The following is a 21,792-nucleotide window of genomic DNA, read 5'->3' as shown; positions in this document are numbered from 1 at the left end:
GCCGCGCGGCATACAATGGCCAGACTTGCGGAGGTAAATCATGTCGGTCATATCCGATATCAAAATACGCCCTCTGGAACGCGGCGACCTGCACTTTGTGCACAAGATCAACAATAACGACGTCATCATGCGGTACTGGTTCGAAGAGCCCTACGAGGCCTACGACGAGTTGGCCGCCCTGTACGACCGCCACTTGCACGACCAGAACGAGCGGCGCTTCATCATCGAGCACGACACCGGGCAGCCGGCCGGCCTGGTCGAACTGGTGGAGATCGACTACATCCACCGCCGCGCCGAATTCCAGATCATCATCGCGCCCAGCTACCAGGGCAGGGGCTACGCCAAGGCCGCGACCCGCATTGCCGTCGGCTATGCGTTCCGCGTGCTGAATCTGCACAAGGTCTATCTGGTGGTGGACAAGGACAACGCGGCCGCCGTGCATGTGTACGAGCGCTGCGGCTTCAAGATCGAAGGCCTGCTGAAGGAAGAATTCTTTTCCAACGGCGCCTATCGCGACGCCTACCGCATGGCCCTGCTGCAGCACGACCACCTGCGCGACGTCGGGCCGGGCGCTCCAGACGCGCCGGTGCTGCGCGACTGGCCGCAGGAAGAGCAGGCGGGCTGAGGCCTCCCGCCCCGGGAGGCCCGCCGCGCCGGATCAGGGCGTGAAGAACGCCGTGGGCGTCATCAGCCGGTTTTCCTGGCTGATCAGATAGCCGGCGTCCGCGCTCCTGGCAAGGTAGGCGGCCCAGGCGGGATCCTTCTGCAGGGCCTGGCGCCTGGCCTCGCGGTCGGCGGCGCTGGCGTAGACCCAGATGTGCATGTAGCTGTTGACGTTGCCCGTCTCGGTCTGCATGTAGGCCAGGGGCTTGCCCAGATGGCGGCTTTGCACCTCATAGCCGTGTTCGGCATAAAGCGCCAGGTGTTTCCTGATGGTGCCGGCGCGGCAGGTGTAGGTACGTACGTCGTAAAGCATGGTGCATCCTTCTTGATGGGTGTTGCGAAAATTCTCTAGTCGGCCGTGGCGCCGGACTGCCTGACCAGCGCGCTCCAGCGTTCGACTTCCTGGTTCACGTATTGCTGGAAGGCGGCGTGGCCGTTGCCGACCGGATCGGCGCCCAGTCCTTTCAGCTTGTCCTGCACCGCCGGGTCCGACACGCCCTGGGTGATGGCTTGCGACAGCTTTTCCACCACGGGCGCCGGCGTGGCGGCGGGTACGAAAAGGCCAAACCACGAACGGGCGTTCATCGCCGTGTAGGGCGTTTCGGCGAACGCCGGCACGTCGGGCAGGGCCGCGTGGCGCTGCGCACCCGTCACGGCGATGGGCGTCAGCCGGCCCGCTTGCACCTGCGACAGCACTTCGGGCAGGTTGGCGAACATGATCTGGACCTGGCCGCCCATGACGTCGTTGAGCGCCTGCGCTCCGCCTTTGTAGGGAACGTGCGTCATCTGCGCCCCGGCCAGCGAACTGAATTGGGCGCCGGCCAGATGCGACGCGGTGCCGGTGCCGCCCGAGGCGTAGTTCACGCGGTTGCCGTTGGCTTTGGCGTAGGCCGCCAGCTCTTGGGGCGTCTTTGCCGGCACCGACGGATTCACCACCAGCAGCAGGGGCACCGACGCCAGGTTAGACAGGCCCGCGAAGTCGCGCGTCAGGCTGTAGTCCAGCTTGTGATAGAGCGTGGCGTTGATCGCGTGGCTGGACGTGGCCATCAGCAGGGTGTAGCCGTCGGGCTCGGACCGCGCCGCCATGACGGCGCCGATGTTGCCGTTGGCGCCCGCCTTGTTCTCCACCACCACGGGCTGGCCCAGGCGCACGGACATGGATTGCGCCACGGTCCGCGCGATGACGTCGGTGGCCCCGCCCGCAGCGAAGGGCACGATGATGCGCAGGGGGCGCTCGGGGTAGCCGGTAGCGGCGGCCGATGCGGGGGCGGCGGCGACTGCGCACAGGGTCGCCAGCGTCAGGAACGCGGCCGCTCTCATCCGCCGCAGCGGGGGCAGGGGGGTAGTCATGTCTCTCTCCAATATCGGTTTTTTATGTGCGCGCCAGGACGCGGCAGCGTGCGCTGTCGCGCAGTCGCGTCAGGCGGGGCGCTTTAGGCAGTCCGCATTGCAACGGGGGTGAGCCCCGATGAACTTTACGCAGCCCGGCGGCGGGCGCGTTAGGACAGATCAGTGCTTGTGTTGCACTTTTCCGCGGATCTGTGGCGGGCGGACCTTATTCGAGGGGGCGGCAGTGTTTGCGGCGGAAATCGCCGGGCGTGCAGCCGGCGTGCTTCTTGAAGAAGCGGGCAAAGTAGGCCGGATCCTCGAAATTCAGCTGGAACGCGATTTCGGCGATGCCCATGGCCGTATTGCTGAGCAGGCGCTTGGCCTCCAGCGCGATGCGCTCCTGCACCAGCTGGCTGGCGGTGCGGCCCACGCTGCGCTTGACCGCGTCGTTGAGCTGGCGTTCGCTGACGCAGAGGGCGTCGGCGTACTGCCGGACGGCGTTGAATTCCAGATAGCGCTCTTCGATCAGCAGGGTGAAGCGCTTGGCCAGCGAATAGCTGGGGCCGGCCACCGTTTCGCGCTCATCGGCCGGATAGAGGCGGCGCAATTGCGTCAGCAGGATCAGCAGGTACGAGCGCACGACGTCGAAGCGCCCCGTCTGGCGGTCGCGCGTTTCGCGTTCGATTTCGCCCAGCAGCGGCAGCATGCCGTCATGCTGTTCGCGCGAGAGGTAGATGGCCGGCGAGCCGCCCGCCAGGTGGAAGAAGGGAAACTTGGCGATGTCGTCCGCGCGCGGGAACATGTGCGCAAAGAAGTCCGTGCTGATGTTCAGCACATAGCCGCGCGGCTTGACCGAGGACGTCCAGGCGTGGATCTGGCCGGGCGACAGGAAGAATACGGAGTGGTCGCGGACCTCGTGCTGCTCGAAGTCCAGCATGTGCGTGCCGCGCGCCTGGCTCATCCAGAGCAGGTGGTAATAGCGGTGCCGGTGCAGAAAGCCGCGCGGGATGTCGTCGCGATCTTCCAGGCGCACCAGGTCGAAGTAGAACGAGCCCTCTCCCGAGAAATCGGAAGATTCGAAGGTGGGAAACGGTTCCTGAAAGGGCGAATTCGTGCCTGCGGACAAGCGGGAGTCTCCTTGGCGGCGCGCACGCGGCGGCTCGATTTTTTGCCATGATAAGGGCAAAAGCCGGCCGGGCCGCCAGGGGCGCCCCTGGCCGGGCATCCCTAGCCGGGCGCCCGGCGGAGGGGGGGCCAGATCAGCCGTGCGCCGGCGCCGCCCGCAGCAGGCGCAATCCGTTGGCCACCACCAGCAGGCTGGCGCCCACGTCGGCGAACACCGCCATCCACAGGGTCGCATTGCCCGTCATGGCCAGGGCCAGGAACACCGCCTTGATGCCCAGGGCCAGCACGATGTTCTGCACCAGTACGCGGTGGGTGGCGCGCGACAGGCGCAGGAACGTGCCGATCTTGCGCAGGTCGTCGTCCATGAGGGCCACGTCGGCCGTTTCGATGGCGGTGCCCGTGCCGGCCGCGCCCATCGCAAAGCCGATATCGGCACGGGCCAGCGCGGGCGCGTCGTTGATGCCGTCGCCCACCATGCCGACCCGCGCGCCCGGCGCCAGCTTGCTTTCGATGGCGGCCAGTTTGTCTTCGGGCAATTGATCGCCCCGGGCTTCGTCGATGCCCACCTGTTGCGCGATGGCGCGGGCGGTCGGCGTGTTGTCGCCCGTCAGCATCAGGGTGCGCACACCCAGCGAATGCAGGTCCGCGACGGCCTGGGCGCTGGTGGGCTTGACCGTATCCGCCACCGCCGCCAGCGCCAGTACCCGGCTGCCGTCGGTCAGCGCGATGGCGCTCTTGCCCTGGCTTTCCAGTTCATCCAGGCGCGCTTCCAGCTTGTCGCTGGAGACGCCCAGTTCGCGCATCAGGCGGCGGTTGCCCAGCCGGTACGTCACGCCGTCGAGCTGCGCGCTGACGCCGCGCCCGGGCAGGGCGGTGAAGGCGTCCACGTCCAGCAGGGCGCTGCCCGCTTCGCGCGCGGCATTGGCAACGGCGAGCGATACCGGATGGTCCGACCGGGCGGCCAGGCTGGCCGCGATCAGGGCGGCGGGATGGCGCGCCTGTCCGGGCGCGTCCCAGTCCTGCATATCGGTCTGCACCGGCTTGCCGTGGGTCAGCGTGCCGGTCTTGTCCAGCGCCAGCCATTTCAGGTTGCGGCCTTCTTCCAGGTACACGCCGCCCTTGACCAGGATGCCCCGGCGCGAGGCCGCGGTCAGGCCGCTGACGATGCTGACGGGGGTAGAGATCACCAGCGCGCACGGGCAGGCGATGATCAGCAGCGCCAGCGCGCGGTAGATGGCGTCGAACCAGGGCTGGCCCCACAGCAGCGGCGGCAGAACGGCGACCAGCACGGCGATGCCCACCACGGCGGGGGTGTAGATGCGCGAGAAGCGGTCGATGAAGCGCTGGGTCGGCGCGCGCGCGCCCTGCGCCTGCTCCACGGCGTGGATGATGCGGGCCAGCGTCGTGTTGCCGGCCGCAGCCGTCACGCGGTACTCAAAGGAGCCGGCCGTGTTGACGGTGGCGGCAAAGACGGGGTCGTCCTGCGCTTTCTCGACGGGCAGGCTTTCGCCCGTGATCGGGGACTGGTCCACGGCCGAACTGCCGCTGACGATGATGCCGTCTGCGGCGATGCGTTCACCCGGGCGTACGCGCACCATGTCGCCCGGCTGCAGCGCGGCGGCCGGCGCTTCGATCCAGGTGCCATCGGCCTGGCGCACGGTGGCGGTTTCGGGCGCAAGGTCCAGCAGGCCGCGCACGGCGTTGCGCGCGCGGTCCAGCGAGCGGGCCTCGATGAGCTCGGCCACGTTGAACAGGAACATCACCATCGCGGCCTCGGGCCACTGGCCGATGAGCACTGCGCCGGTGACGGCAATGCTCATCAGCGCGTTGATGTTCAGATTGCCGTTGCGCACCGCGATCCAGCCCTTGCGGTAGGTGGTCACGCCGCAGGCCAGGATGGCGGCCACGGCCAGCGCCGCGGTCAGCGCCAGCGGGCCGCCCGCGAAATGCGAGAACTCGGACAGCGCGGCCAGCACGCCCGCGCCGCCGATGAGCCACCAGTTCACGCGCTGGGCGGCGGGCGCGGGCGCCCCGGGATGGCCCGCCTCGCCCTGCGCCAGCGGCTCGGGCGTCATGTCCAGGGACTTGATGGCGGCGATGATGCGGTCCAGTGCGCCTTCGGCGTGCACCACGGTCAGGATGCGCTGCATCAGGTTGAAGTCCAGCGCATGCACGCCGTCCAGGTTGCCCAGCTTCTTGCGGATCAGCGTTTCTTCCGTGGGGCAGTCCATCTGGCCGATGCGCAGTCGCGCCAGCGCCTGGCCGGGGCCGGCGGCCAGCGTGGCGGCCGCCGCGCCGGACGGCCGCACGTCGGCGGCATGGTCGTGGCCGCAGCAGACCGCGCCGATCTCGGGGGAGGGATGGGCGTCGCGGTCGTGGCTGTGGTCGTGGGCGTGCCCATGGTCGTGCCCATGATCGTGCCCATGGTGATCGTGGCTGCTCCGCTCCTGCGTCTTCAGTTCCTGCGCGCGTTGACCGCCGCAGCAGGTGCCGCCGTGCCCGGCGGACGCATGTTCGTGTTGTTTGATCGGAGGTAAAGACATCGTCTTGGACCTTCAAATAAGCTGATGACGCAATTGCACACCTTGGAGTTACTATAGGGTCAACCCCCTAAACATTCGGATGTGATCCGGGAGGCAAGGATGCGTATCGGCGAATTGGCCACGGCGGCCGGCACCACGGTCGAAACCGTCAGGTATTACGAGAAAGAAGGGCTGCTGCCCGCGCCGGAACGGGGGCTGAACAATTACCGCAGCTATGGGCAGCCCCACCTGGAGCGGCTGCGGCTGATCCGCAATTGCAGGGCGCTGGATATGACGCAGGACGAAATCCGCGCCATCCTGTCCCTGGCCGACAACCACCGGACTGGTTGCGGCCCCATTAACAAACTGTTCGACGAGCACATCTCGCACGTCGACGAACGCATCGCCGAACTGATGCAGCTGAAGGCCCAATTGGGCGAACTGCGCCAACGCTGCCTGTCGGCCCAGCCCGACACCGACGCCTGCGGCATCCTGCACGGCCTGAGCGAAATGCAGGTCGAAGAGCGGCAGGAACGGCACACGCACCTGGGGTGAGGCCGCTACCAACCATGTTTTGATTCAGGGAAATCCCGGGTCTGCCAGGGGCGGATCCGGGATTGTTTTGCCTCAAAGCGGCATGTAAGATGTCCAACATCCAACAAATGACGGAAGGCGCGATTTCCCGCGACCGATCCAGTCAAGAAGATGCGAGGCAGACAAACATGGACGCAAAACCCCTGAGCCGATTCACGGTTCTGGACCTGACCCGGGTGCGTTCCGGGCCGGCGGCAGTGCGGCAGTTCGCCGATTGGGGCGCAACGGTCATTAAGATCGAAGAGCCCGGCGACGAGCAGGACGACAAGCCGGGCGGCTCCGCGCAGTTCGCGGACTACCAGAACACCCACCGCAACAAGCGCAGCGTGACCCTCAACCTGAAGCATCCGCAGGGGCGCGCGCTGTTCCTGGACCTGGTGCGCCAGGCCGATGTGGTGGTTGAAAACTATCGTCCCAACGTCAAGTTCAAGCTGGGCATCGACTACGAGTCGCTGCGCAAGGTCAATCCGCGCATCGTCTACGCCAGCGTCTCGGGCTTCGGCCAGGACGGTCCGTACGCAGCACGTCCCGGGCTGGACCAGATCGCACAGGGTATCGGCGGCCTGATGTCCGTGACCGGCGAACCCGGCCGGGGCCCGATGCGGGCGGGGATTCCCATCGCGGACCTGACGGCGGGCCTGTTCTGCGCCATCGGTATTTTCATCGCACTGCTGGAACGCGAGGTCTCGGGGCAGGGGCAGTGGGTGCAGACGTCGCTCCTGCAGTCGCAGGTCTGGATGATGGATTTCCAGGCGATGCGCTGGCTGATGAACGGCGAGGTCCCCGGCCAGAGCGGCAACGACCATCCCACCAGCAGCCCGACGGGCGTGTTCCCCACCCGCGACGGCTATATGAACATCGCGGCCATGGGCAACGACATCTACGCCCGGCTGTGCCGCGTGCTGGAAATACCCGCGCTGATCGAAGATGAAAGGTTCCTGACGGTGCCGCTGCGCGCGCGCAACCGCGCGGCGCTGAACGCCGCCATCGGCGAACGCACCGCCACGCGCGACACCGCCGAGTGGATCGCGCTGATGAACAAAGAGGGCGTGCCCTGCGGTCCGATCCTGGGCATGGACCAGACCTTCGAGGATCCGCAGGTGCGGCACCTGAACCTCAGCCGCCAGATCCAGCATCCGGGGCTGGGGCCGATCTCGGTCGTGGGCCAGCCGATGATCCTGAGCCGTACCGGCCCGGGCGACATGGCGCCTGCTCCGGAACGCGGCGAGCACAATGGCGACGTCTACGGTGGCATGCTGGGCCTGGCCGCGGCCGACCTCAAGCAGCTGGCCGAGGACGGCGTGATCTGACGCGCAAGGCTAATATCGCCGCCATGGCCGCCGGAAACAGGGCGGCCCCGACGGAGACCGCCCCATGATGAACGCCCCATCCACCGCTGCCGACCAGGTTTTTTCCAGCCTGGGACGTCCTGACAATCTGCCCGACGAGATCGCCGCGCAGATACGCCAGAAGATCGTCTCGGGCGAGTTCGAGCCGGGACAGCGGCTGCCCACGGAATTCGAGCTGGCCCAGATGTTCGCGGTCAGCCGGAACGTCGTGCGCGAAGCGATCGCGCGGCTGAAGCTGTCGGGCTACGTGGACACGCGGCGCGGGGTCGGCACGTTCGTGGCGCTGGACGTGGGCACGCGCAATTTCGAGATCGCGCCCGAAGACCTGCTGCAGCCGGAACCGCTGGCGCACGTGTTCTGTCTGCGGGTCGAGCTGGAATCGGGGGCGGCAGCGCAAGCGGCGCTGCATCGGACGCCCGAGCAGATCGAGACGCTGCGCCAGGCGCTGCAGCGGGTCGACGCCGCTGGCAACGACTGGCAGGCGGGCGCGGACCAGGCCCTGGACTTCCACATGGCGGTGGGCGAGGCGACCAACAATCCGTATTTCGTTCGGCTGCTTGCGCACTTGCGGCATGTGTTCCGCGGCGCCGTGCGCACGTTGCGCTACACCAGCGCGGGCACTGAACGCGTGGCCGAGATCGAGCGCGAACACCACCGCATCTTCGATGCGATCGTCGCGGGCGACAGCGACGGGGCGCGCCAGGCTATGCGCGACCACCTGACCAACGGCATTCAAAGACACCAGACAGTCATACAAGGAAAGCAACCGTGAACATCCAACGCATCCTGCAGGGCGAGATCACCGATCACATCGTGGCTGAAAAGCGCGGTTCGGCGGGCTGGCTGACGTTCAACGATCCGCAACGCCACAACGCCGTGTCGTATGCCATGTGGGAAGCCATTCCGGTCGTGCTTCAGGCGTTCGCCGCGGATCCGGATATCCGCGCGGTGGTGCTGCAGGGGGCGGGCGGCAAGGCCTTTGTCAGCGGCGCGAACATCTCGCAGTTCGACACCTTGCGCAGCGGCGAAGAGGCGGTTGAGGCCTACGAGCGCGTGGCCGAAGCGGCGCAGCTGGCGCTGTATGACTACGACAAGCCGACGCTAGCCTATATCCAGGGCTATTGCATCGGCGGCGGCCTGAACATCGCCCTGTGCTGCGACATCCGGCTGGCATCGGAAGGCAGCTCGTTCGCGATTCCGGCGGGCAAGCTGGGCCTGGGCTATCGCCTGACCGCGATCCGCAACCTGGTCACGGCGGTCGGTCCGGCCAACGCGCTGGAAATCTTTCTGACCGCGGCGCGCTATACGGCGCAGGAGGCCAAGGAACTGGGCCTGTTGAGCAAGGTGGCGTCCACGGAAGAACTGCCAGCCGTGCTGGAGAAGATGCTGTCCCAGATCCAGGCCAATGCGCCGCTGACGCTGCGCGCCGGAAAACGGATGATCCGCCAGATGCAGCAGCTGGGCCCCGAGGTCGACATCGAAGGCATGCGCCAGCTGGTGATGGAGTGCTTCGAAAGCAATGACTATCGCGAAGGCCGCAAGGCGTTCGCGGAGAAGAGAGCGCCGGTGTTCACCGGCACCTGATTCCGGCGCGGCGCCGGATTCCCCCCGCAGCTTCCAGGACCGCGCCTTCCGGGCGCGGCCCCGGGGACGGCTGCGTCCCGAATCCGGCGCCGTACCGGTTCCCCCGGCCTTCGCCCCGATTCCCCGGAAGGCGGAGCCACAGATCGCGCAGAAAAGCGCGGCGACGAGGAGACAACGATGAAAACGACTACCCTGAAATTGGCGGCGGCGGGTCTTGCCTGGGCATGCGCGGCAGCGCCGGTGCTGGCCCAGAACAGCTTTCCCAGCCAGCCGATCCGCATCGTCGTCGGCTATGCCGCGGGCGGCACGACCGACATCCTGGCGCGGGCGCTGGGCGAACAGCTCAGCAAGGAGCTCAAGCAGCCCGTCATCATCGAGAACAAGGCGGGCGCCGCCGGCAACATCGCCGCAGCCGCAGTGCAGCAGGCCGCGCCCGATGGCTACACCCTGTTCATGGCCACGGTGTCCAGCCACGGCATCAATCCGGCCGTGTACCGCAAGTCCCTGGGCTATGACCCCGTCGGCGGCTTCGCGCCGGTCAGCATGATCGCGTCGATCCCGCTGGTGCTGGTCGCCAACCCCAAGCTGCCGGTCAAGTCCGTGACCGAGCTGGTCGAGCTGGCGCGTTCCAAACCGGGCGACCTGAACTATTCGTCCAGCGGCAACGGTTCGCCGGTGCATGTCGCGGGCGCCATGTTCGCGTCGGAGGCGCATGTGCAGATCCAGCACGTGCCGTACCGCGGCGGCGCGCTGGCCAATTCGTCCGTCATGAGCGGCGAAACGCAATTCAGCTTCGCGACGCTGCCGGCGGCGCTGCCGCAGGTCAAGGCCGGCAGCCTGCGCGCGCTTGCCGTGACCACCCGGGATCGTTCCACCGAACTGCCCGATGTGCCCACGGTGGCGGAAACGGCCATGTTCAAGGGCTATGAAATCAACACGTGGAACGCGCTGATGGCGCCCAAGGGTACGCCCGACGCGGTCGTCGACGTGCTGAACAAGGCGGTGGCGCGGGCCCTGGCGATTCCGGCCCTGCAGACGCGGTTCAAGGGCGAGGGCGCGACGCCCGGCGCCAGCAGCCCCGCGGAGCTTGGCCAGTTCGTCAACGCGGAGCTGGCGCGCTGGGGAGCGGTCATCAAGGAAGTGAACATCCAGATCGAATGACCTCTGGCCCGGCGTGGGGATGGAGGAGGCGGGTTGATGATTGGCGTACTATGAGAATCTGTTTCTTTCCCATTTACGCCCGAATCAATGACCGTAACCCAGACCGCCACGCCGCTGCACGCCCTGACCACGCGCCGTTCCACCAAGTTCCTGCGCGCGCCCGCACCCAAGCCCGACGAACTCCAGCAGATCCTGCAGGCCGCCATGTCGGCCCCCGATCACGGCGCGCTGCGCCCGTGGCGCTTCGTCGTGATCCAGGGCGAGGCCATCGGCAAGCTGGCGGACGTGGCGCTTGAGGCCGTCAAACGCAGCGGCGATCCCCGTATGACGCCGGAAAAAGAAAAGTCGGTGCGGGCATGGATGGCCGACGTGCCGCTGTTCATCGGTGTGGCGCAGAAGATCGCGCACGACAACACCAAGATTCCGGAGCAGGAGCAACTGCTGGCCACGGGCTGCTCCGTCATGAACATCCTGAACGCAGTGCACATGCTGGGCTACGGCGCCTTCTGGAGCACCGGCGTGGGCACCTACGTCGAAGACGTCCAGAATGCGCTGGGGCTGGATTCGCTGGATTACCGCTTCCTGGGCTTTTTGGCCATCGGCACGCCGGCGTGCGCGGTGCCGCCGGCCAACCGCCCGGATTACCGCGATTTCGTCACGGAGTGGACCGGCCCGGTCTGAGGGGTGGGCGCGGGCGAACGTCCGCGCTTGCGCGCAAGGCAATAAATGACAATAATTCTTATTGTTAATTAGCTTGGCGCCTTGTTATGTCCTCATCCGCGCAGCCCACGCAGCACGCTGCGGCAGAGCTGTATGAAGCTCATCACTCCTGGTTGCAGGAGTGGCTGCGGCGCAGGCTGGGCTGCCGCCACGACGCTGCCGACCTCGCTCACGATACCTTCGTGCGGCTCCTTTCGGGACGCCAAGCCGAAGCGATCCGTGAGCCGCGCGCTTTCCTGACGACGCTGGCGCAACGCGCGCTCTTCACCTTCTGGCGCCGCCGCGACCTGGAGCGCGCCTATATCGAAAGCCTGCAGGCCTTGCCGCAGGCCAGCGCGCCCAGCGAAGAAAGCCGGGCGCTGGTGGTCGAGGCGCTGATGCACATCGACCGGGTCTTGCAGCGCCTGCCGGGCAAGGCGCGCCAGGCTTTTCTCTATAGCCAGCTTGACGAACTCAGCTATGCCGAGATCGCCGCGCGCATCGGCGTGTCCGTCATCACCGTGCGGCGCTACATGAAGCAGGCCATTACGCTGTGCGTGGCCGCGCGGCTGGCGCTATGACGGCGCCTTTGTTGACGCCCGAGCTCGAGTCGGCGGTGGACTGGATGGTGCTGCTGTCCTCGGGCAGCGTCGCCGCCGCGGACCGGGTTGGCTTCGAGCGCTGGCGCCAGTCGGATCCGCGTCATGCCGAGGCGTGGGAAACGGTAAACGCCGCCGTCAAGAATTCCTTCGATGCCCTGGGCCAGGGCGGGCAGCGGCGCGCCGCGGGAGCGGTGCTGCAGGCGCCGCCCGCCCGCCGCCGCGCGTTGCGCAAGATGCTGGCGCTGGCGCTCGCCGCCGGCGGCCTGGCGGCGCTGGCCGACCGCCAGACGCCGTTGCGCACGCTGACCGCCGATTTGCGCACGGGCACGGCGGAGCGCCGGGTATACACCTTGCCGGACGGCAGCGAGCTGACCCTGAATGCGCGGTCCGCCGTGGACCTGGATTTCAGCCTGGGCGCACGCCGGGTGCTGCTGCGCAGCGGCGCCGTGTACGTGCGGGTGGCGTCCGACGCCAGCCGGCCATTCGTGGTGGCGAGCGCCGATGGCGAGGTTCAGGCGCTGGGCACCGTGTTCGGCGTGGCGCGCGAAGGCGGCGCCAGCGTTGCCAGTGTGATCGAGCACAGCGTCGAGGTGCGCGCGGACGGCCAGCGCAGGATCCTGCATGCAGGCGAGGGCGTGCGCTTTGGCGCAGGGGGGCTGGGGCAGCCGGATGCGCTGCTTGGCGACGCAGCCGCCTGGCAAAGCGGAATGCTGGTCGTGCATGACGAACCGCTGGGCGCGGTGGTGGATGCGTTGCGCCCCTACCGGCGCGGCGTCATCAGGATTACCCCGGCCGCCGCCCGGCTGCGCGTACTGGGCGCGTTTCCGCTGGACGATACGGACAAGACGCTCGAATCCCTGCGCCAGACGCTGCCCATCGACGTCAGTTCGCTGGGCGGCTGGCTGGTCGGCATCGACCTGCGTGCGGACGGCGCCAAAAAAAGATGATCACTTTTGCCGGCCTCGCTGGACATACCTCCTGAAACGCCAAACTGTTTGCAGGAGATCCCATGTTTCAACGTTATCCGGTCGCGCCGCTGGCGGCCGCGCTGCTCATCGCACTGACCGCGCCTGCGGTCCATGCGCAATCCCCGGCCCCGTCCGCAGCGGCGGCGCGCTACGACCTGCCGGCCGCGCCATTGGGCGACACCCTGACCCGCATCGCGCGCCAGAGCGGGCGCGCGGTCTCGGTGGATCCGGCCCTGGTGGCGGGACGCAGGGCGCCGGCCGTTGCGGGCGAGTTCAGCGCCGAGGAGGCCGTGCGCCGGGCGCTGGCGGGCAGCGGGCTGGAACTGGCGGTGACGGCTAACGGCACGCTGAGCGCGCGGCGCGCCGCAGAGAACGCCACGATGCTGGATCCCGTGCGCGTGACGGGGGCAGTCGAGTCGCCCACTGGCCATGTCGACGGCTATGTCGCGCAGCGCGCCATGTCGGGCATGAAGACGGACACGCCCCTGATCGAAACACCGCAATCGGTGTCGGTCGTCACCAGCGACCAGATCCGCGTGGTGAAGGCGGCGTCCGTTGCCGACGCGCTAGGCTATACGCCGGGCGTTGCGTCGCAGTCGCCGGCGTTCAGCCGCATGGTCGATGACCTGATGCTGCGCGGGTTCAACGTGGCCGCGGGCAATTCCGGGCAATTGCGCGACGGCCTGAAGCTGCAGTCCAGCGTTTACGACGGCGGCCAGGAACCGTACGGCCTGGAGCGCGTGGAAGTGCTGCGCGGCGCGTCGTCCGTGCTGTACGGGCAATTGAGTCCGGGCGGCGTGGTCAACACCGTCAGCAAGCGGCCCACTGCGGACTCGCTGCGCGAACTGAACCTGGAGACGGGCAGCTACAACCGCCGGCAGGTGTCGGGCGATTTCGCCGGCGCGCTGACCGAGGGCGGCGCGTGGACCTACCGTCTGACGGGTCTGGCCCGCAACGCCGACAACTGGGTGGACCACGTGCCCGACGACCGCACCTATCTGGCGCCGGCATTGACGTGGCAGCCATCGGCAGCCACATCCCTGACGCTGCTGGCGACCTATCAGCGCATCCGCACGAAGTTCGCCGCGCCCATGCCCGCCGCCAATACGCTGAACGGACAGATTCCGCGCGACCTTTTCATTGGCGAGCCGGATTTCGACCGCTACGACACCGACACCTACACCGTGGGCTACGCCTTCGAGCACGCCTTCAATGAGCGTGTGAAGCTGCGCCAGAGCGCGCGCTACTTCACCGCCGACGGCAACTGGGACTACCTGTCGTTCGGCGCGCTGCAGCCCAATGGCCGCACGCTGCGCCGCGGCGTCGTCAGCCGCAGCGAGCATTCCTATGGCGTGGCGACCGACACCTCGCTGGAACTGAAGCTGGACGGCGGCCCCTTGCAGCACACCGTGCTGGCCGGGCTGGACTATTACCGCAGCGGCTACGACTCCCATCGCCACTCCGGCACGGTGGCCCCGCTGGCCGATATCTACAACCCGGTCTACGGCGCCGTGCCGGTGATCAACAAGGCCGCCGACTACGGCATCAACACGCGCTCCAGCGCGCTGGGTCTCTACGTGCAGGACCAGATCAAGATCCGGGACAAGTGGGTGGTGGTGCTGGGCGGGCGCCAGGACTGGGCCGACACCGACCAGAAGAACTACGCCAGCGGCGTAACCACCCGGCTGCGCGACACCGCCACGACCGGCCGCGCCGGCCTGCTTTACCTGGCCGACAACGGCCTGGCGCCTTACCTCAGCGCCAGCCAGTCATTCGCGCCCACGGTCGGCGTGGATCGCGCCGGCAATGCGTTCAAGCCGACCAAGGGCACGCAGTACGAACTGGGGCTGCGCTATGAGCCGCCCGGCGGCAATATGCTGTTCAGCGCGGCGGTCTACGACCTGACGCAGACCAATGCGCTGACCAGCGATCCCGCCGACGCCACGTACTCGGTGCAGACCGGCAAGGCCAGGTCGCGCGGCCTGGAACTGGAGGCCAAGGCCCGCCTGGGCGCGCTGAACCTGACCGCCAGCTACGCCTATACCGATGCGCGCACCACGCGCAGCAATACGCCGGCCCTGGTGGACCAGCGCATCGCGCTGGTGCCGCTGCACAGCGCGTCGGTATGGGCCGACTACAACCTGACGGGGGCGGGCGTAAGCGGTCTGACCGTGGGGGCGGGGGTGCGCTACGCCAGCTCGACCAACCTGCCTGGCTATCCCGCCAACGTGCCGGGCCAGTTCCTGGTGGACGCCATGGCGGCCTACGACTTTGGCGCACTGGATCCGTCCATGTCCGGCCTGTCGCTCACGCTGAACGCGCGCAACCTTTTCAACCGCGGCTACCTGGCGTGCGCCGGCAGCACCGGCTGCCGCTACGGCGATCCGCGCACCTTGTACGCGACCCTGAGCTACCGCTGGTAAAGCGCTCGGCCCAACGCGCGCAACGCTGGAAAACCCGTAGTCCAAAGGCGGCCCCCCAGGCCGCCGGCTCCGCTCATCCGCCCTGTCCCCTGTGCTAATCTCGTCAACGGCCGCGCATCCGTATCCGAATGCGCGGACCGACGACGGCAGCGCCCAAGGCCACACGCCTTTGGCAACGCCCTGGTAGGAAGAAAACGCATGACACGATCAAGCGTGGAGACAATACATGAGCCAATATGGGCCGCTGAAGTTGCACGTCCCGGAGCCGACAGGGCGCCCGGGTTGCAAGACCGACTTCTCCTATCTGCATCTTTCGCCGCCCGGCGAGGTGCCCAAACCCCCCATTGATGTTGCCGCCGTTGATACCGGCCCGCTGGCGTACAGCCTGGTCCGGGTGATCGACGAAGACGGCCGCGCCGTCGGGCCCTGGGCGCCGCAGATCAGCAACGACATGCTGCGCGCCGGCATGCGGGCGATGCTCAAGACGCGCATCTTCGATGGGCGCATGCTGACGGCGCAACGCAAGAAGAAGATCTCGTTCTACATGCAGAGCCTGGGCGAGGAAGCCATCGGCACCGCGCACGCCATGGCGCTGGAAAAGGGAGACATGTGTTTCCCCACCTATCGCCAGCAGAGCATCCTGCTGTCGCGCGACGTGTCGCTGGTGACCATGATGTGCCAGCTCATGTCCAATGAGCGCGACCCGCTCAAGGGCCGCCAGCTTCCGGTCATGTACTCCGACCGCGAAAACGGCTTTTTCACCATTTCGGGCAACCTTGCCACGCAGTTCATCCAGGCGGTGGGCTGGGCGATGGCGTCGGCCATCAAGGGCGACACCCGCATCGCCTCGGCCTGGATCGGCGACGGCGCCACCGCCGAAGCGGACTTCCACACCGCGCTGACCTTCGCGCACGTGTACCGCGCGCCCGTCATCCTGAACGTGGTCAACAACCAGTGGGCCATCTCCACCTTCCAGGCGATCGCCGGCGGCGAAGGCGCGACCTTCGCGGGACGCGGCGTGGGCTGCGGCATCGCGTCGCTGCGGGTGGACGGCAACGATTTCCTGGCGGTCTATTCCGCCTCGTGCTGGGCCGCCGAGCGCGCGCGCCGCAACCTCGGTCCCACGCTGATCGAGTGGGTGACGTACCGCGCCGGTCCGCATTCCACCTCCGACGATCCCACGAAGTACCGCCCCGGCGACGACTGGAGCCACTTCCCGCTGGGCGATCCGATAGAACGCTTCAAGAAGCACCTGATCCAGTTGGGCATCTGGTCCGACGCCGAACACGACGCGGTCCGCGCCGAACTCGACGCCGAGATCCTGGCGGCCCAAAAGGAAGCGGAAAGCTACGGCACCCTGGTGGACGGCCACGTCCCCAGCGCCGCCAGCATTTTTGAAGACGTCTACAAGGACATGCCGGAACATCTGCGCCGGCAGCGCCAGCAGCTCGGAGTGTGACCATGGCAATTGATAACAACGCTGGTCCGGCCTCGGCGCCGATGACCATGATCCAGGCATTGCGCTCGGCCATGGATGTGATGCTGGAGCGCGACAACAACGTGGTGGTGTTCGGGCAGGACGTCGGCTATTTCGGCGGCGTGTTCCGCTGCACCGAGGGTCTGCAGGCCAAGTACGGCAGCTCGCGCGTGTTCGACACGCCGATCTCCGAGGGCGGCATCGTCGGCGTGGCGGTGGGCATGGGCGCCTACGGCCTGCGCCCGGTGTGCGAAATCCAGTTCGCCGACTACTTCTATCCGGCTTCGGACCAGATCGTGTCCGAGGCCGCGCGCCTGCGCTACCGGTCGGTGGGTGAATTCATCGCGCCCATGACCATCCGCATGCCTTGCGGCGGCGGCATCTACGGCGGGCAGACGCACAGCCAGAGCCCCGAGGCGATGTTCACGCAGGTCTGCGGGCTGCGCACGGTGATGCCGTCCAACCCGTACGACGCGAAGGGGCTGCTGATCGCGGCCATCGAGAATGACGACCCGGTGATCTTCCTGGAGCCCAAGCGGCTCTACAACGGCCCCTTCGACGGCCACCACGACCGCCCCGTGACGCCCTGGACGGGCCGTCCGGGCAGCGTGGTGCCCACGGGCTATTACACCGTCCCGCTGGAATCCGCCGCCATCGTGCGGCCGGGGACGGAACTCACCGTGCTGACCTACGGCACCACCGTGCACGTGTCGCTGACCGCGGCCGAGGAAACCGGCATCGACGCCGAGATCATCGACCTGCGCAGCCTGTGGCCGCTGGACCTGGACGCCATCGTCAATTCCGTCAAGAAGACGGGCCGCTGCGTGGTGGTGCACGAGGCCACGCGCACCTGCGGCTTTGGCGCGGAACTGATTTCCCTGGTGCAGGAACACTGCTTCCATCATCTGGAGGCGCCCGTCGAGCGCGTGACCGGTTGGGACACTCCCTATCCGCACGCGCAGGAATGGGCGTACTTCCCCGGCCCGCGCCGGGTCGGCGAAGCGTTCAAACGCGCGATGGAGGCATGACATGGGGATTCACATCATCAAGATGCCCGATATCGGCGAAGGCATCGCAGAAGTCGAACTGGTGGGCTGGCACGTCAAGGTCGGCGACACGGTCGCCGAAGACCAGCCGCTGGCCGACGTAATGACGGACAAGGCCACGGTCGAGATCCCGTCACCGGTGGTCGGCAAGGTGGTTGCGCTGGGCGGGGACGTGGGCCAGGTGATGGCCGTGGGCGGTGAACTGATCCGCCTGGAAGTCGAAGGCGAGGGCAACGTGAAGGCGGGTGCCGCCGCGCCGGCCCCCGCGCAGAAGGCGGCCGCGCCTGCAGCCGAGGCGCCTGCTGCCGCCGCGCCTGCCAAGCCCGCGCCAGAAAAGCCCGCGCCCGAGAAGGCCGCGGCGTCCGCAGCGCCAGCGGCGCAGTCCAGACAGCCGGCCGCACGCCATGCCAGCGGCGCGCCCGCAGCCGCCCGCCAGCCCGGCGAGAAGCCGCTGGCGTCGCCGGCCGTGCGCAAGCGCGCCTGGGACCTGGGGATTGAATTGCGCTTTGTGCAGGGCAGCGGCCCGGCCGGGCGCATCATGCACGAAGACCTGGACGCCTATCTGCAGGGGCAGGGTGGAACCAGCGGCGCGCGCACCGGTTCGGCCTATGCCGAACGCAACGACGAAGAAGCCGTGCCCGTCATCGGGCTGCGCAGGAAGATCGCGCAGAAGATGGCCGAATCCAAGCGCCGCATCCCGCACTTCAGCTACGTCGAGGAAATCGACGTGACTGAACTGGAGGACCTGCGCGTTCAGCTCAACGCCAAGTGGGGCGAGTCGCGCGGCAAGCTCACGCTGCTGCCGCTGCTGGCGCGCGCCATGGTGGTGGCGCTGCGCGATTTTCCGCAGATCAACGCGCGCTACGACGACGAAGCCGGCGTGGTCACGCGCTACGGCGCCGTGCACATCGGCATCGCCACGCAGAGCGACGGCGGGCTGATGGTGCCGGTGATGCGCCACGCCGAAGCCCGCGACCTCTGGTCCATGGCGGCCGAGATCGGGCGGCTGGCGCAGGCGGTGCGCAATGGCTCGGCCGGGCGCGACGAGCTGTCCGGTTCCACCATCACCATCACCAGCCTGGGGCCCCTGGGCGGCATCGTCACGACGCCGGTCATCAACCATCCCGAGGTCGGCATCGTGGGCGTGAACCGCATCGTCGAGCGGCCCGCGATCCGCAATGGCGCCGTGGTGGCGCGCAAGCTGATGAACCTGTCCTCGTCCTTCGACCACCGCGTGGTGGACGGCATGGACGCGGCGCGCTTCATCCAGGCGGTGCGCGCGCTGCTGGAACAACCCGCGCTGCTTTTCGTGGAGTAAGCATGAGCCAGACCACAAAGACAACGACGCTGCTGGTGATCGGCGGCGGCCCCGGCGGCTACGTGGCCGCCATCCGTGCCGGGCAGCTGGGCGTGCCGACCATCCTGGTCGAAGGCGCGCAGCTGGGCGGCACCTGCCTGAATATCGGTTGCATTCCTTCCAAGGCCCTGATCCACGCAGCCGAGGAATTCGACAAGGCGCGCCATTATGCGGGCGAGTCCGCGCTGGGCATCGCGGTGGACGCGCCGCGCATCGACATCGCCAAAACCGTGGCGTGGAAGGACGGCATCGTCGGCAAGCTCACGGGCGGCGTGGGTGCGCTGCTCAAGAAGAACGGCGTGGAAGTGGTGCGCGGCTGGGCCACCCTGCTGGACGGCAAGACCGCGGAAGTGGAAACGCCCGACGCGGGCCGCGTCCGCATCCAGTGCGAGCACCTGTTGCTGGCGGCCGGCTCCGAGCCCACGCCGCTGCCGTCCATGCCTTTCGGCGGGATGGTGGTGTCGTCCACCGAGGCCCTGTCGCCCGTCAGCATCCCGAAGCAGCTCGTGGTGGTGGGCGGCGGCTACATCGGCCTGGAACTGGGCTCCGTGTACCGCAAGCTGGGCGCCGACGTGGCCGTGGTGGAGGCCCAGGACCGTATCCTGCCGACCTACGATGCCGAACTCACCAAGCCCGTTGCGGCCGCGCTGGCCAAAATGGGCGTGGCGCTGCACCTGGGACGCAAGGTGATGGGGCTGAACGGCGCGGGCAACGCGGTGCGGGTGCAGGACGCCAGTGGCGCCGAAACCCTGCTGCCGGCCGACCGCGTGCTCATTTCGGTGGGACGCCGTCCGCGCACCCAGGGCTGGGGGCTGGAAAACCTGCAACTCGACCGCAAAGGCAACGCGCTGCGCATCGACGACCAGTGCCGCACGTCCATGCGCGACGTCTGGGCCATCGGCGACATCGCGGGCGAACCCATGCTGGCGCACCGCGCGATGGCGCAGGGCGAGATGGTGGCCGAACTGGTGGCCGGCAAGCGCCGCCACTTCCAGCCGGCCGCCATTCCCGCCGTGTGCTTTACCGACCCCGAGGTCGTGGTGGCGGGAATGTCTCCGCCGGAGGCAGAGAGCGCCGGGCTGGACTGCCTGACGGCGTCCTTCCCCTTCGCCGCCAACGGCCGCGCCATGACGCTGGAATCCACCGACGGCTTCGTCCGCGTGGTGGCCCGGCGCGACAACCACCTGATCGTCGGCTGGCAGGCGGTGGGGCGCGGGGTGTCGGAACTATCGACGGCCTTCGGCCAGTCGCTGGAGATGGGCGCTACGCTGGAAGACGTGGCGGGCACCATCCACGCGCACCCCACGCTGGGCGAGGCCGTGCAGGAAGCGGCGCTGAAGGCGCTGGGGCACGCGCTGCATATCTGAGAATCCGGAGGGCGGGCCGCAATGGCCCGCGCCTCTGGCCGGCAGGTCGGCGGGCGCGCTCATTCCGAGTGCGCGTCCGCGCTGCTGGGCGCTGGCCGCGTGCCTTCCAATGCCGGCGCGCTGTGCGTTCCCTTATCAAAATCATCAAGCTGGCTGCGATAGTCGTTCGACAGAATCCAGCCGTTGAGCCGCGCCAGCAGCTCGTTCAGGACGCGCGTCTCGGCGGCGGTCAATGGCGCGAGCAGCAAGGCCTCAAGCGCGTCCGAAAGCCGGTCTGCTCGCTTGCGCATGATCGCGCCGGCGTCCGTGGCGAACAGCTGAAACCGGCGTGCGTCTCCGGCATCGTTTTCGCGGCGGATCAGGTTCTGCTTGATCAGCTTCTGGATGATGCGGGATGTCCTGCTGCGCTCCAGATTGGCCAGGCGCGTGAGCGTGACAAACGTGATTCCCGGCCTGTCGTCAATGATGCGAAGCACCCGGACGTCGCGAATGGCCAGGCCCAGGAACAGATTGAATGTCTCGTCGTTGACTTCGATCGCTTCGCTGGCGAGAAGATTGAGGCGGAAAGTCAGCCTTTCCTTATTGAAGAGCTTTTCCACCCGATGCCCTTTATGTCGCGACCGCCAATCCGGCGGTCGAAATTTTTTATTGAAGCATTGAGCGTCATTGCTTGGCATTGCTGGATATCAGATCAGCGCTCATTACAAACTCTGTAACCAGGCGGAACTACGCGGGCGAGACTGTTGGAAACAGTTGCTGCATGCAACTGTTGTTGTCAGGTATTTGTTGTCAGACGGCCCGAAGAATCTTCACGGCAATCCAGGGCCGTCTTCGTTGCTTGCTTTGCATAGGCGCATCTGCGCCGGATATAAGGAACGCAGAAATGACTGACACACCCGCAACACACTACCAGGGAAGCGACAAGCTGCTCTATGGCATCATCCTGGGCGTCCTGGCCTTCTGGCTCTTCGCCCAGACCACACTCAACACGTCTCCCATCATGGCCGCCGATCTCGGCCTGGACCAGAGCTTCATGAACATCGCGGTGTCGATCACCGCGCTGTTTTCGGGGATTTTCATCGTCATCATGGGCGGCCTTGCCGATCGCGTCGGACGGGTAAGGGTCGTCATGTGGGGCTTTGTCCTGAGCATCATCGGGGGATTGCTGATCGGCCTTGCGCCCACCGGATCCATGGGCGCCCCTTTTCTCATGGCCGGGCGCATTGCGCAGGGGATATCCGCCGCTTTCATCATGCCGGCCTCCCTGGCGCTGGTGAAAGCCTATTGGGATGGCGCCGGCCGCCAGCGCGCCGTATCGCTGTGGTCGATGGGATCCTGGGGCGGATCGGGCTTTGCGGCGCTGTTCGGCGGGTTCATGGCCTCGAATGTCGGCTGGCGCTGGATCTTCATCATCTCCGCCGTGGTCTCGTTGATCGGCATGCTGATGGTGCGCGGCACGCCTGAAAGCAAGGCCGAGGCCAAGGGCGATTACAAGTTCGACGGCAAGGGCATTGCCTACTTCATGG

At 67.3% G+C, this 21,792-nt stretch carries 20 protein-coding genes; 15 read left to right on the top strand and 5 right to left on the bottom strand.

Annotated elements, in window-relative coordinates; all coding sequences use genetic code 11:
- The first annotated feature begins 40 nt into the window (after positions 1 to 40).
- Entirely contained in the window at positions 41 to 625 is a 585-nt protein-coding gene (gene speG / locus KYC_RS09610; protein ID WP_008161443.1) for a spermidine N1-acetyltransferase, read from the top strand.
- Between the two features lie 33 nt (positions 626 to 658).
- Here the strand turns inward: speG and KYC_RS09605 are convergent, their stop codons facing one another.
- The 4 genes from KYC_RS09605 to KYC_RS09590 form a co-directional block, all read right to left on the bottom strand.
- Positions 659 to 976 (bottom strand): NIPSNAP family protein, encoded by a 318-nt coding sequence (locus KYC_RS09605; protein ID WP_008161441.1) that lies wholly within the window; start codon positions 974 to 976, stop codon positions 659 to 661.
- Between the two features lie 35 nt (positions 977 to 1,011).
- On the bottom strand, positions 1,012 to 2,013 hold the full coding sequence (locus tag KYC_RS09600; RefSeq protein WP_008161439.1) for a Bug family tripartite tricarboxylate transporter substrate binding protein: 1,002 nt from the start codon (positions 2,011 to 2,013) through the stop codon (positions 1,012 to 1,014).
- A gap of 205 nt (positions 2,014 to 2,218) precedes the next feature.
- Positions 2,219 to 3,118, bottom strand: coding sequence for a helix-turn-helix domain-containing protein (locus KYC_RS09595; protein WP_008161437.1), 900 nt, complete (start codon positions 3,116 to 3,118; stop codon positions 2,219 to 2,221).
- Between the two features lie 133 nt (positions 3,119 to 3,251).
- Positions 3,252 to 5,660: a heavy metal translocating P-type ATPase gene (locus tag KYC_RS09590; protein WP_337999272.1), complete on the bottom strand. Its 2,409-nt coding sequence runs from the start codon at positions 5,658 to 5,660 to the stop codon at positions 3,252 to 3,254.
- A gap of 99 nt (positions 5,661 to 5,759) precedes the next feature.
- Between KYC_RS09590 and cadR the strand changes: the two genes are divergently transcribed.
- The 13 genes from cadR (at position 5,760) to lpdA (ending at position 20,266) form a co-directional block, all read left to right on the top strand.
- Positions 5,760 to 6,194, top strand: coding sequence for a Cd(II)/Pb(II)-responsive transcriptional regulator (gene cadR / locus KYC_RS09585; RefSeq protein ID WP_008161433.1), 435 nt, complete (start codon positions 5,760 to 5,762; stop codon positions 6,192 to 6,194).
- 167 nt (positions 6,195 to 6,361) lie between these two features.
- On the top strand, positions 6,362 to 7,543 hold the full coding sequence (locus KYC_RS09580) for a CaiB/BaiF CoA transferase family protein (RefSeq protein WP_008161430.1): 1,182 nt from the start codon (positions 6,362 to 6,364) through the stop codon (positions 7,541 to 7,543).
- Between the two features lie 67 nt (positions 7,544 to 7,610).
- Entirely contained in the window at positions 7,611 to 8,354 is a 744-nt protein-coding gene (locus KYC_RS09575) for a FadR/GntR family transcriptional regulator (RefSeq protein ID WP_043518059.1), read from the top strand.
- Positions 8,351 to 9,166 (top strand): enoyl-CoA hydratase, encoded by an 816-nt coding sequence (locus KYC_RS09570; protein WP_008161426.1) that lies wholly within the window; start codon positions 8,351 to 8,353, stop codon positions 9,164 to 9,166. Before KYC_RS09575 ends, KYC_RS09570 begins: the two co-directional genes overlap by 4 nt.
- Positions 9,167 to 9,343: 177 nt before the next feature.
- Positions 9,344 to 10,327, top strand: a complete 984-nt coding sequence (locus KYC_RS09565) for a tripartite tricarboxylate transporter substrate binding protein (protein ID WP_008161424.1) — start codon at positions 9,344 to 9,346, stop codon at positions 10,325 to 10,327.
- An 87-nt stretch (positions 10,328 to 10,414) separates the two neighbouring features.
- On the top strand, positions 10,415 to 11,008 hold the full coding sequence (locus tag KYC_RS09560; RefSeq protein WP_008161422.1) for a nitroreductase family protein: 594 nt from the start codon (positions 10,415 to 10,417) through the stop codon (positions 11,006 to 11,008).
- Positions 11,009 to 11,094: 86 nt separating this feature from the next.
- Positions 11,095 to 11,607, top strand: a complete 513-nt coding sequence (locus KYC_RS09555; protein ID WP_043518025.1) for a sigma-70 family RNA polymerase sigma factor — start codon at positions 11,095 to 11,097, stop codon at positions 11,605 to 11,607.
- Positions 11,604 to 12,575 (top strand): FecR family protein, encoded by a 972-nt coding sequence (locus KYC_RS09550; RefSeq protein ID WP_008161418.1) that lies wholly within the window; start codon positions 11,604 to 11,606, stop codon positions 12,573 to 12,575. The genes KYC_RS09555 and KYC_RS09550 overlap by 4 nt, the downstream gene beginning before the upstream one ends.
- Before the next feature lie 62 nt (positions 12,576 to 12,637).
- Positions 12,638 to 15,019, top strand: a complete 2,382-nt coding sequence (locus tag KYC_RS09545) for a TonB-dependent siderophore receptor (protein ID WP_008161416.1) — start codon at positions 12,638 to 12,640, stop codon at positions 15,017 to 15,019.
- Between the two features lie 226 nt (positions 15,020 to 15,245).
- A complete protein-coding gene (locus KYC_RS09540) occupies positions 15,246 to 16,478 on the top strand; it encodes a 3-methyl-2-oxobutanoate dehydrogenase (2-methylpropanoyl-transferring) subunit alpha (protein WP_008161414.1) in 1,233 nt (410 codons plus the stop codon).
- A gap of 2 nt (positions 16,479 to 16,480) precedes the next feature.
- A complete protein-coding gene (locus KYC_RS09535; RefSeq protein ID WP_008161412.1) occupies positions 16,481 to 17,524 on the top strand; it encodes an alpha-ketoacid dehydrogenase subunit beta in 1,044 nt (347 codons plus the stop codon).
- Between the two features lies 1 nt (position 17,525).
- Positions 17,526 to 18,860, top strand: coding sequence for a dihydrolipoamide acetyltransferase family protein (locus KYC_RS09530; RefSeq protein WP_008161410.1), 1,335 nt, complete (start codon positions 17,526 to 17,528; stop codon positions 18,858 to 18,860).
- A gap of 2 nt (positions 18,861 to 18,862) precedes the next feature.
- A complete protein-coding gene (lpdA, locus tag KYC_RS09525) occupies positions 18,863 to 20,266 on the top strand; it encodes a dihydrolipoyl dehydrogenase (RefSeq protein WP_008161408.1) in 1,404 nt (467 codons plus the stop codon).
- A 59-nt stretch (positions 20,267 to 20,325) separates the two neighbouring features.
- Here lpdA and KYC_RS09520 read toward each other — a convergent pair whose 3' ends face one another.
- A complete protein-coding gene (locus tag KYC_RS09520) occupies positions 20,326 to 20,865 on the bottom strand; it encodes a MarR family winged helix-turn-helix transcriptional regulator (RefSeq protein ID WP_008161406.1) in 540 nt (179 codons plus the stop codon).
- 284 nt (positions 20,866 to 21,149) lie between these two features.
- Between KYC_RS09520 and KYC_RS09515 the strand changes: the two genes are divergently transcribed.
- Positions 21,150 to 21,792 (top strand): MFS transporter (locus KYC_RS09515; RefSeq protein WP_008161403.1); only part of this gene is annotated, 643 nt, incomplete at its 3' end.

This window comes from Achromobacter arsenitoxydans SY8, assembly GCF_000236785.1.
GTDB classification, from domain to species: Bacteria; Pseudomonadota; Gammaproteobacteria; order Burkholderiales; family Burkholderiaceae_B; genus Achromobacter; species Achromobacter arsenitoxydans.
This window is presented reverse-complemented; position numbering and strand designations above follow the sequence as displayed.

Excerpts from the sequence above, each read along its gene's own strand:
- speG (WP_008161443.1), top strand. The coding sequence starts at position 41 with ATGTCGGTCATATCCGATATCAAAATACGCCCTCTGGAACGCGGCGAC.
- KYC_RS09605 (WP_008161441.1), bottom strand. The coding sequence starts at position 976 with ATGCTTTACGACGTACGTACCTACACCTGCCGCGCCGGCACCATCAGG.
- KYC_RS09600 (WP_008161439.1), bottom strand. The coding sequence starts at position 2,013 with ATGACTACCCCCCTGCCCCCGCTGCGGCGGATGAGAGCGGCCGCGTTC.
- KYC_RS09590 (WP_337999272.1), bottom strand. The coding sequence starts at position 5,660 with ATGTCTTTACCTCCGATCAAACAACACGAACATGCGTCCGCCGGGCAC.
- cadR (WP_008161433.1), top strand. The coding sequence starts at position 5,760 with ATGCGTATCGGCGAATTGGCCACGGCGGCCGGCACCACGGTCGAAACC.
- KYC_RS09580 (WP_008161430.1), top strand. The coding sequence starts at position 6,362 with ATGGACGCAAAACCCCTGAGCCGATTCACGGTTCTGGACCTGACCCGG.
- KYC_RS09575 (WP_043518059.1), top strand. The coding sequence starts at position 7,611 with ATGAACGCCCCATCCACCGCTGCCGACCAGGTTTTTTCCAGCCTGGGA.
- KYC_RS09565 (WP_008161424.1), top strand. The coding sequence starts at position 9,344 with ATGAAAACGACTACCCTGAAATTGGCGGCGGCGGGTCTTGCCTGGGCA.
- KYC_RS09560 (WP_008161422.1), top strand. The coding sequence starts at position 10,415 with ATGACCGTAACCCAGACCGCCACGCCGCTGCACGCCCTGACCACGCGC.
- KYC_RS09555 (WP_043518025.1), top strand. The coding sequence starts at position 11,095 with ATGTCCTCATCCGCGCAGCCCACGCAGCACGCTGCGGCAGAGCTGTAT.
- KYC_RS09550 (WP_008161418.1), top strand. The coding sequence starts at position 11,604 with ATGACGGCGCCTTTGTTGACGCCCGAGCTCGAGTCGGCGGTGGACTGG.
- KYC_RS09545 (WP_008161416.1), top strand. The coding sequence starts at position 12,638 with ATGTTTCAACGTTATCCGGTCGCGCCGCTGGCGGCCGCGCTGCTCATC.
- KYC_RS09540 (WP_008161414.1), top strand. The coding sequence starts at position 15,246 with ATGAGCCAATATGGGCCGCTGAAGTTGCACGTCCCGGAGCCGACAGGG.
- KYC_RS09535 (WP_008161412.1), top strand. The coding sequence starts at position 16,481 with ATGGCAATTGATAACAACGCTGGTCCGGCCTCGGCGCCGATGACCATG.
- KYC_RS09530 (WP_008161410.1), top strand. The coding sequence starts at position 17,526 with ATGGGGATTCACATCATCAAGATGCCCGATATCGGCGAAGGCATCGCA.
- lpdA (WP_008161408.1), top strand. The coding sequence starts at position 18,863 with ATGAGCCAGACCACAAAGACAACGACGCTGCTGGTGATCGGCGGCGGC.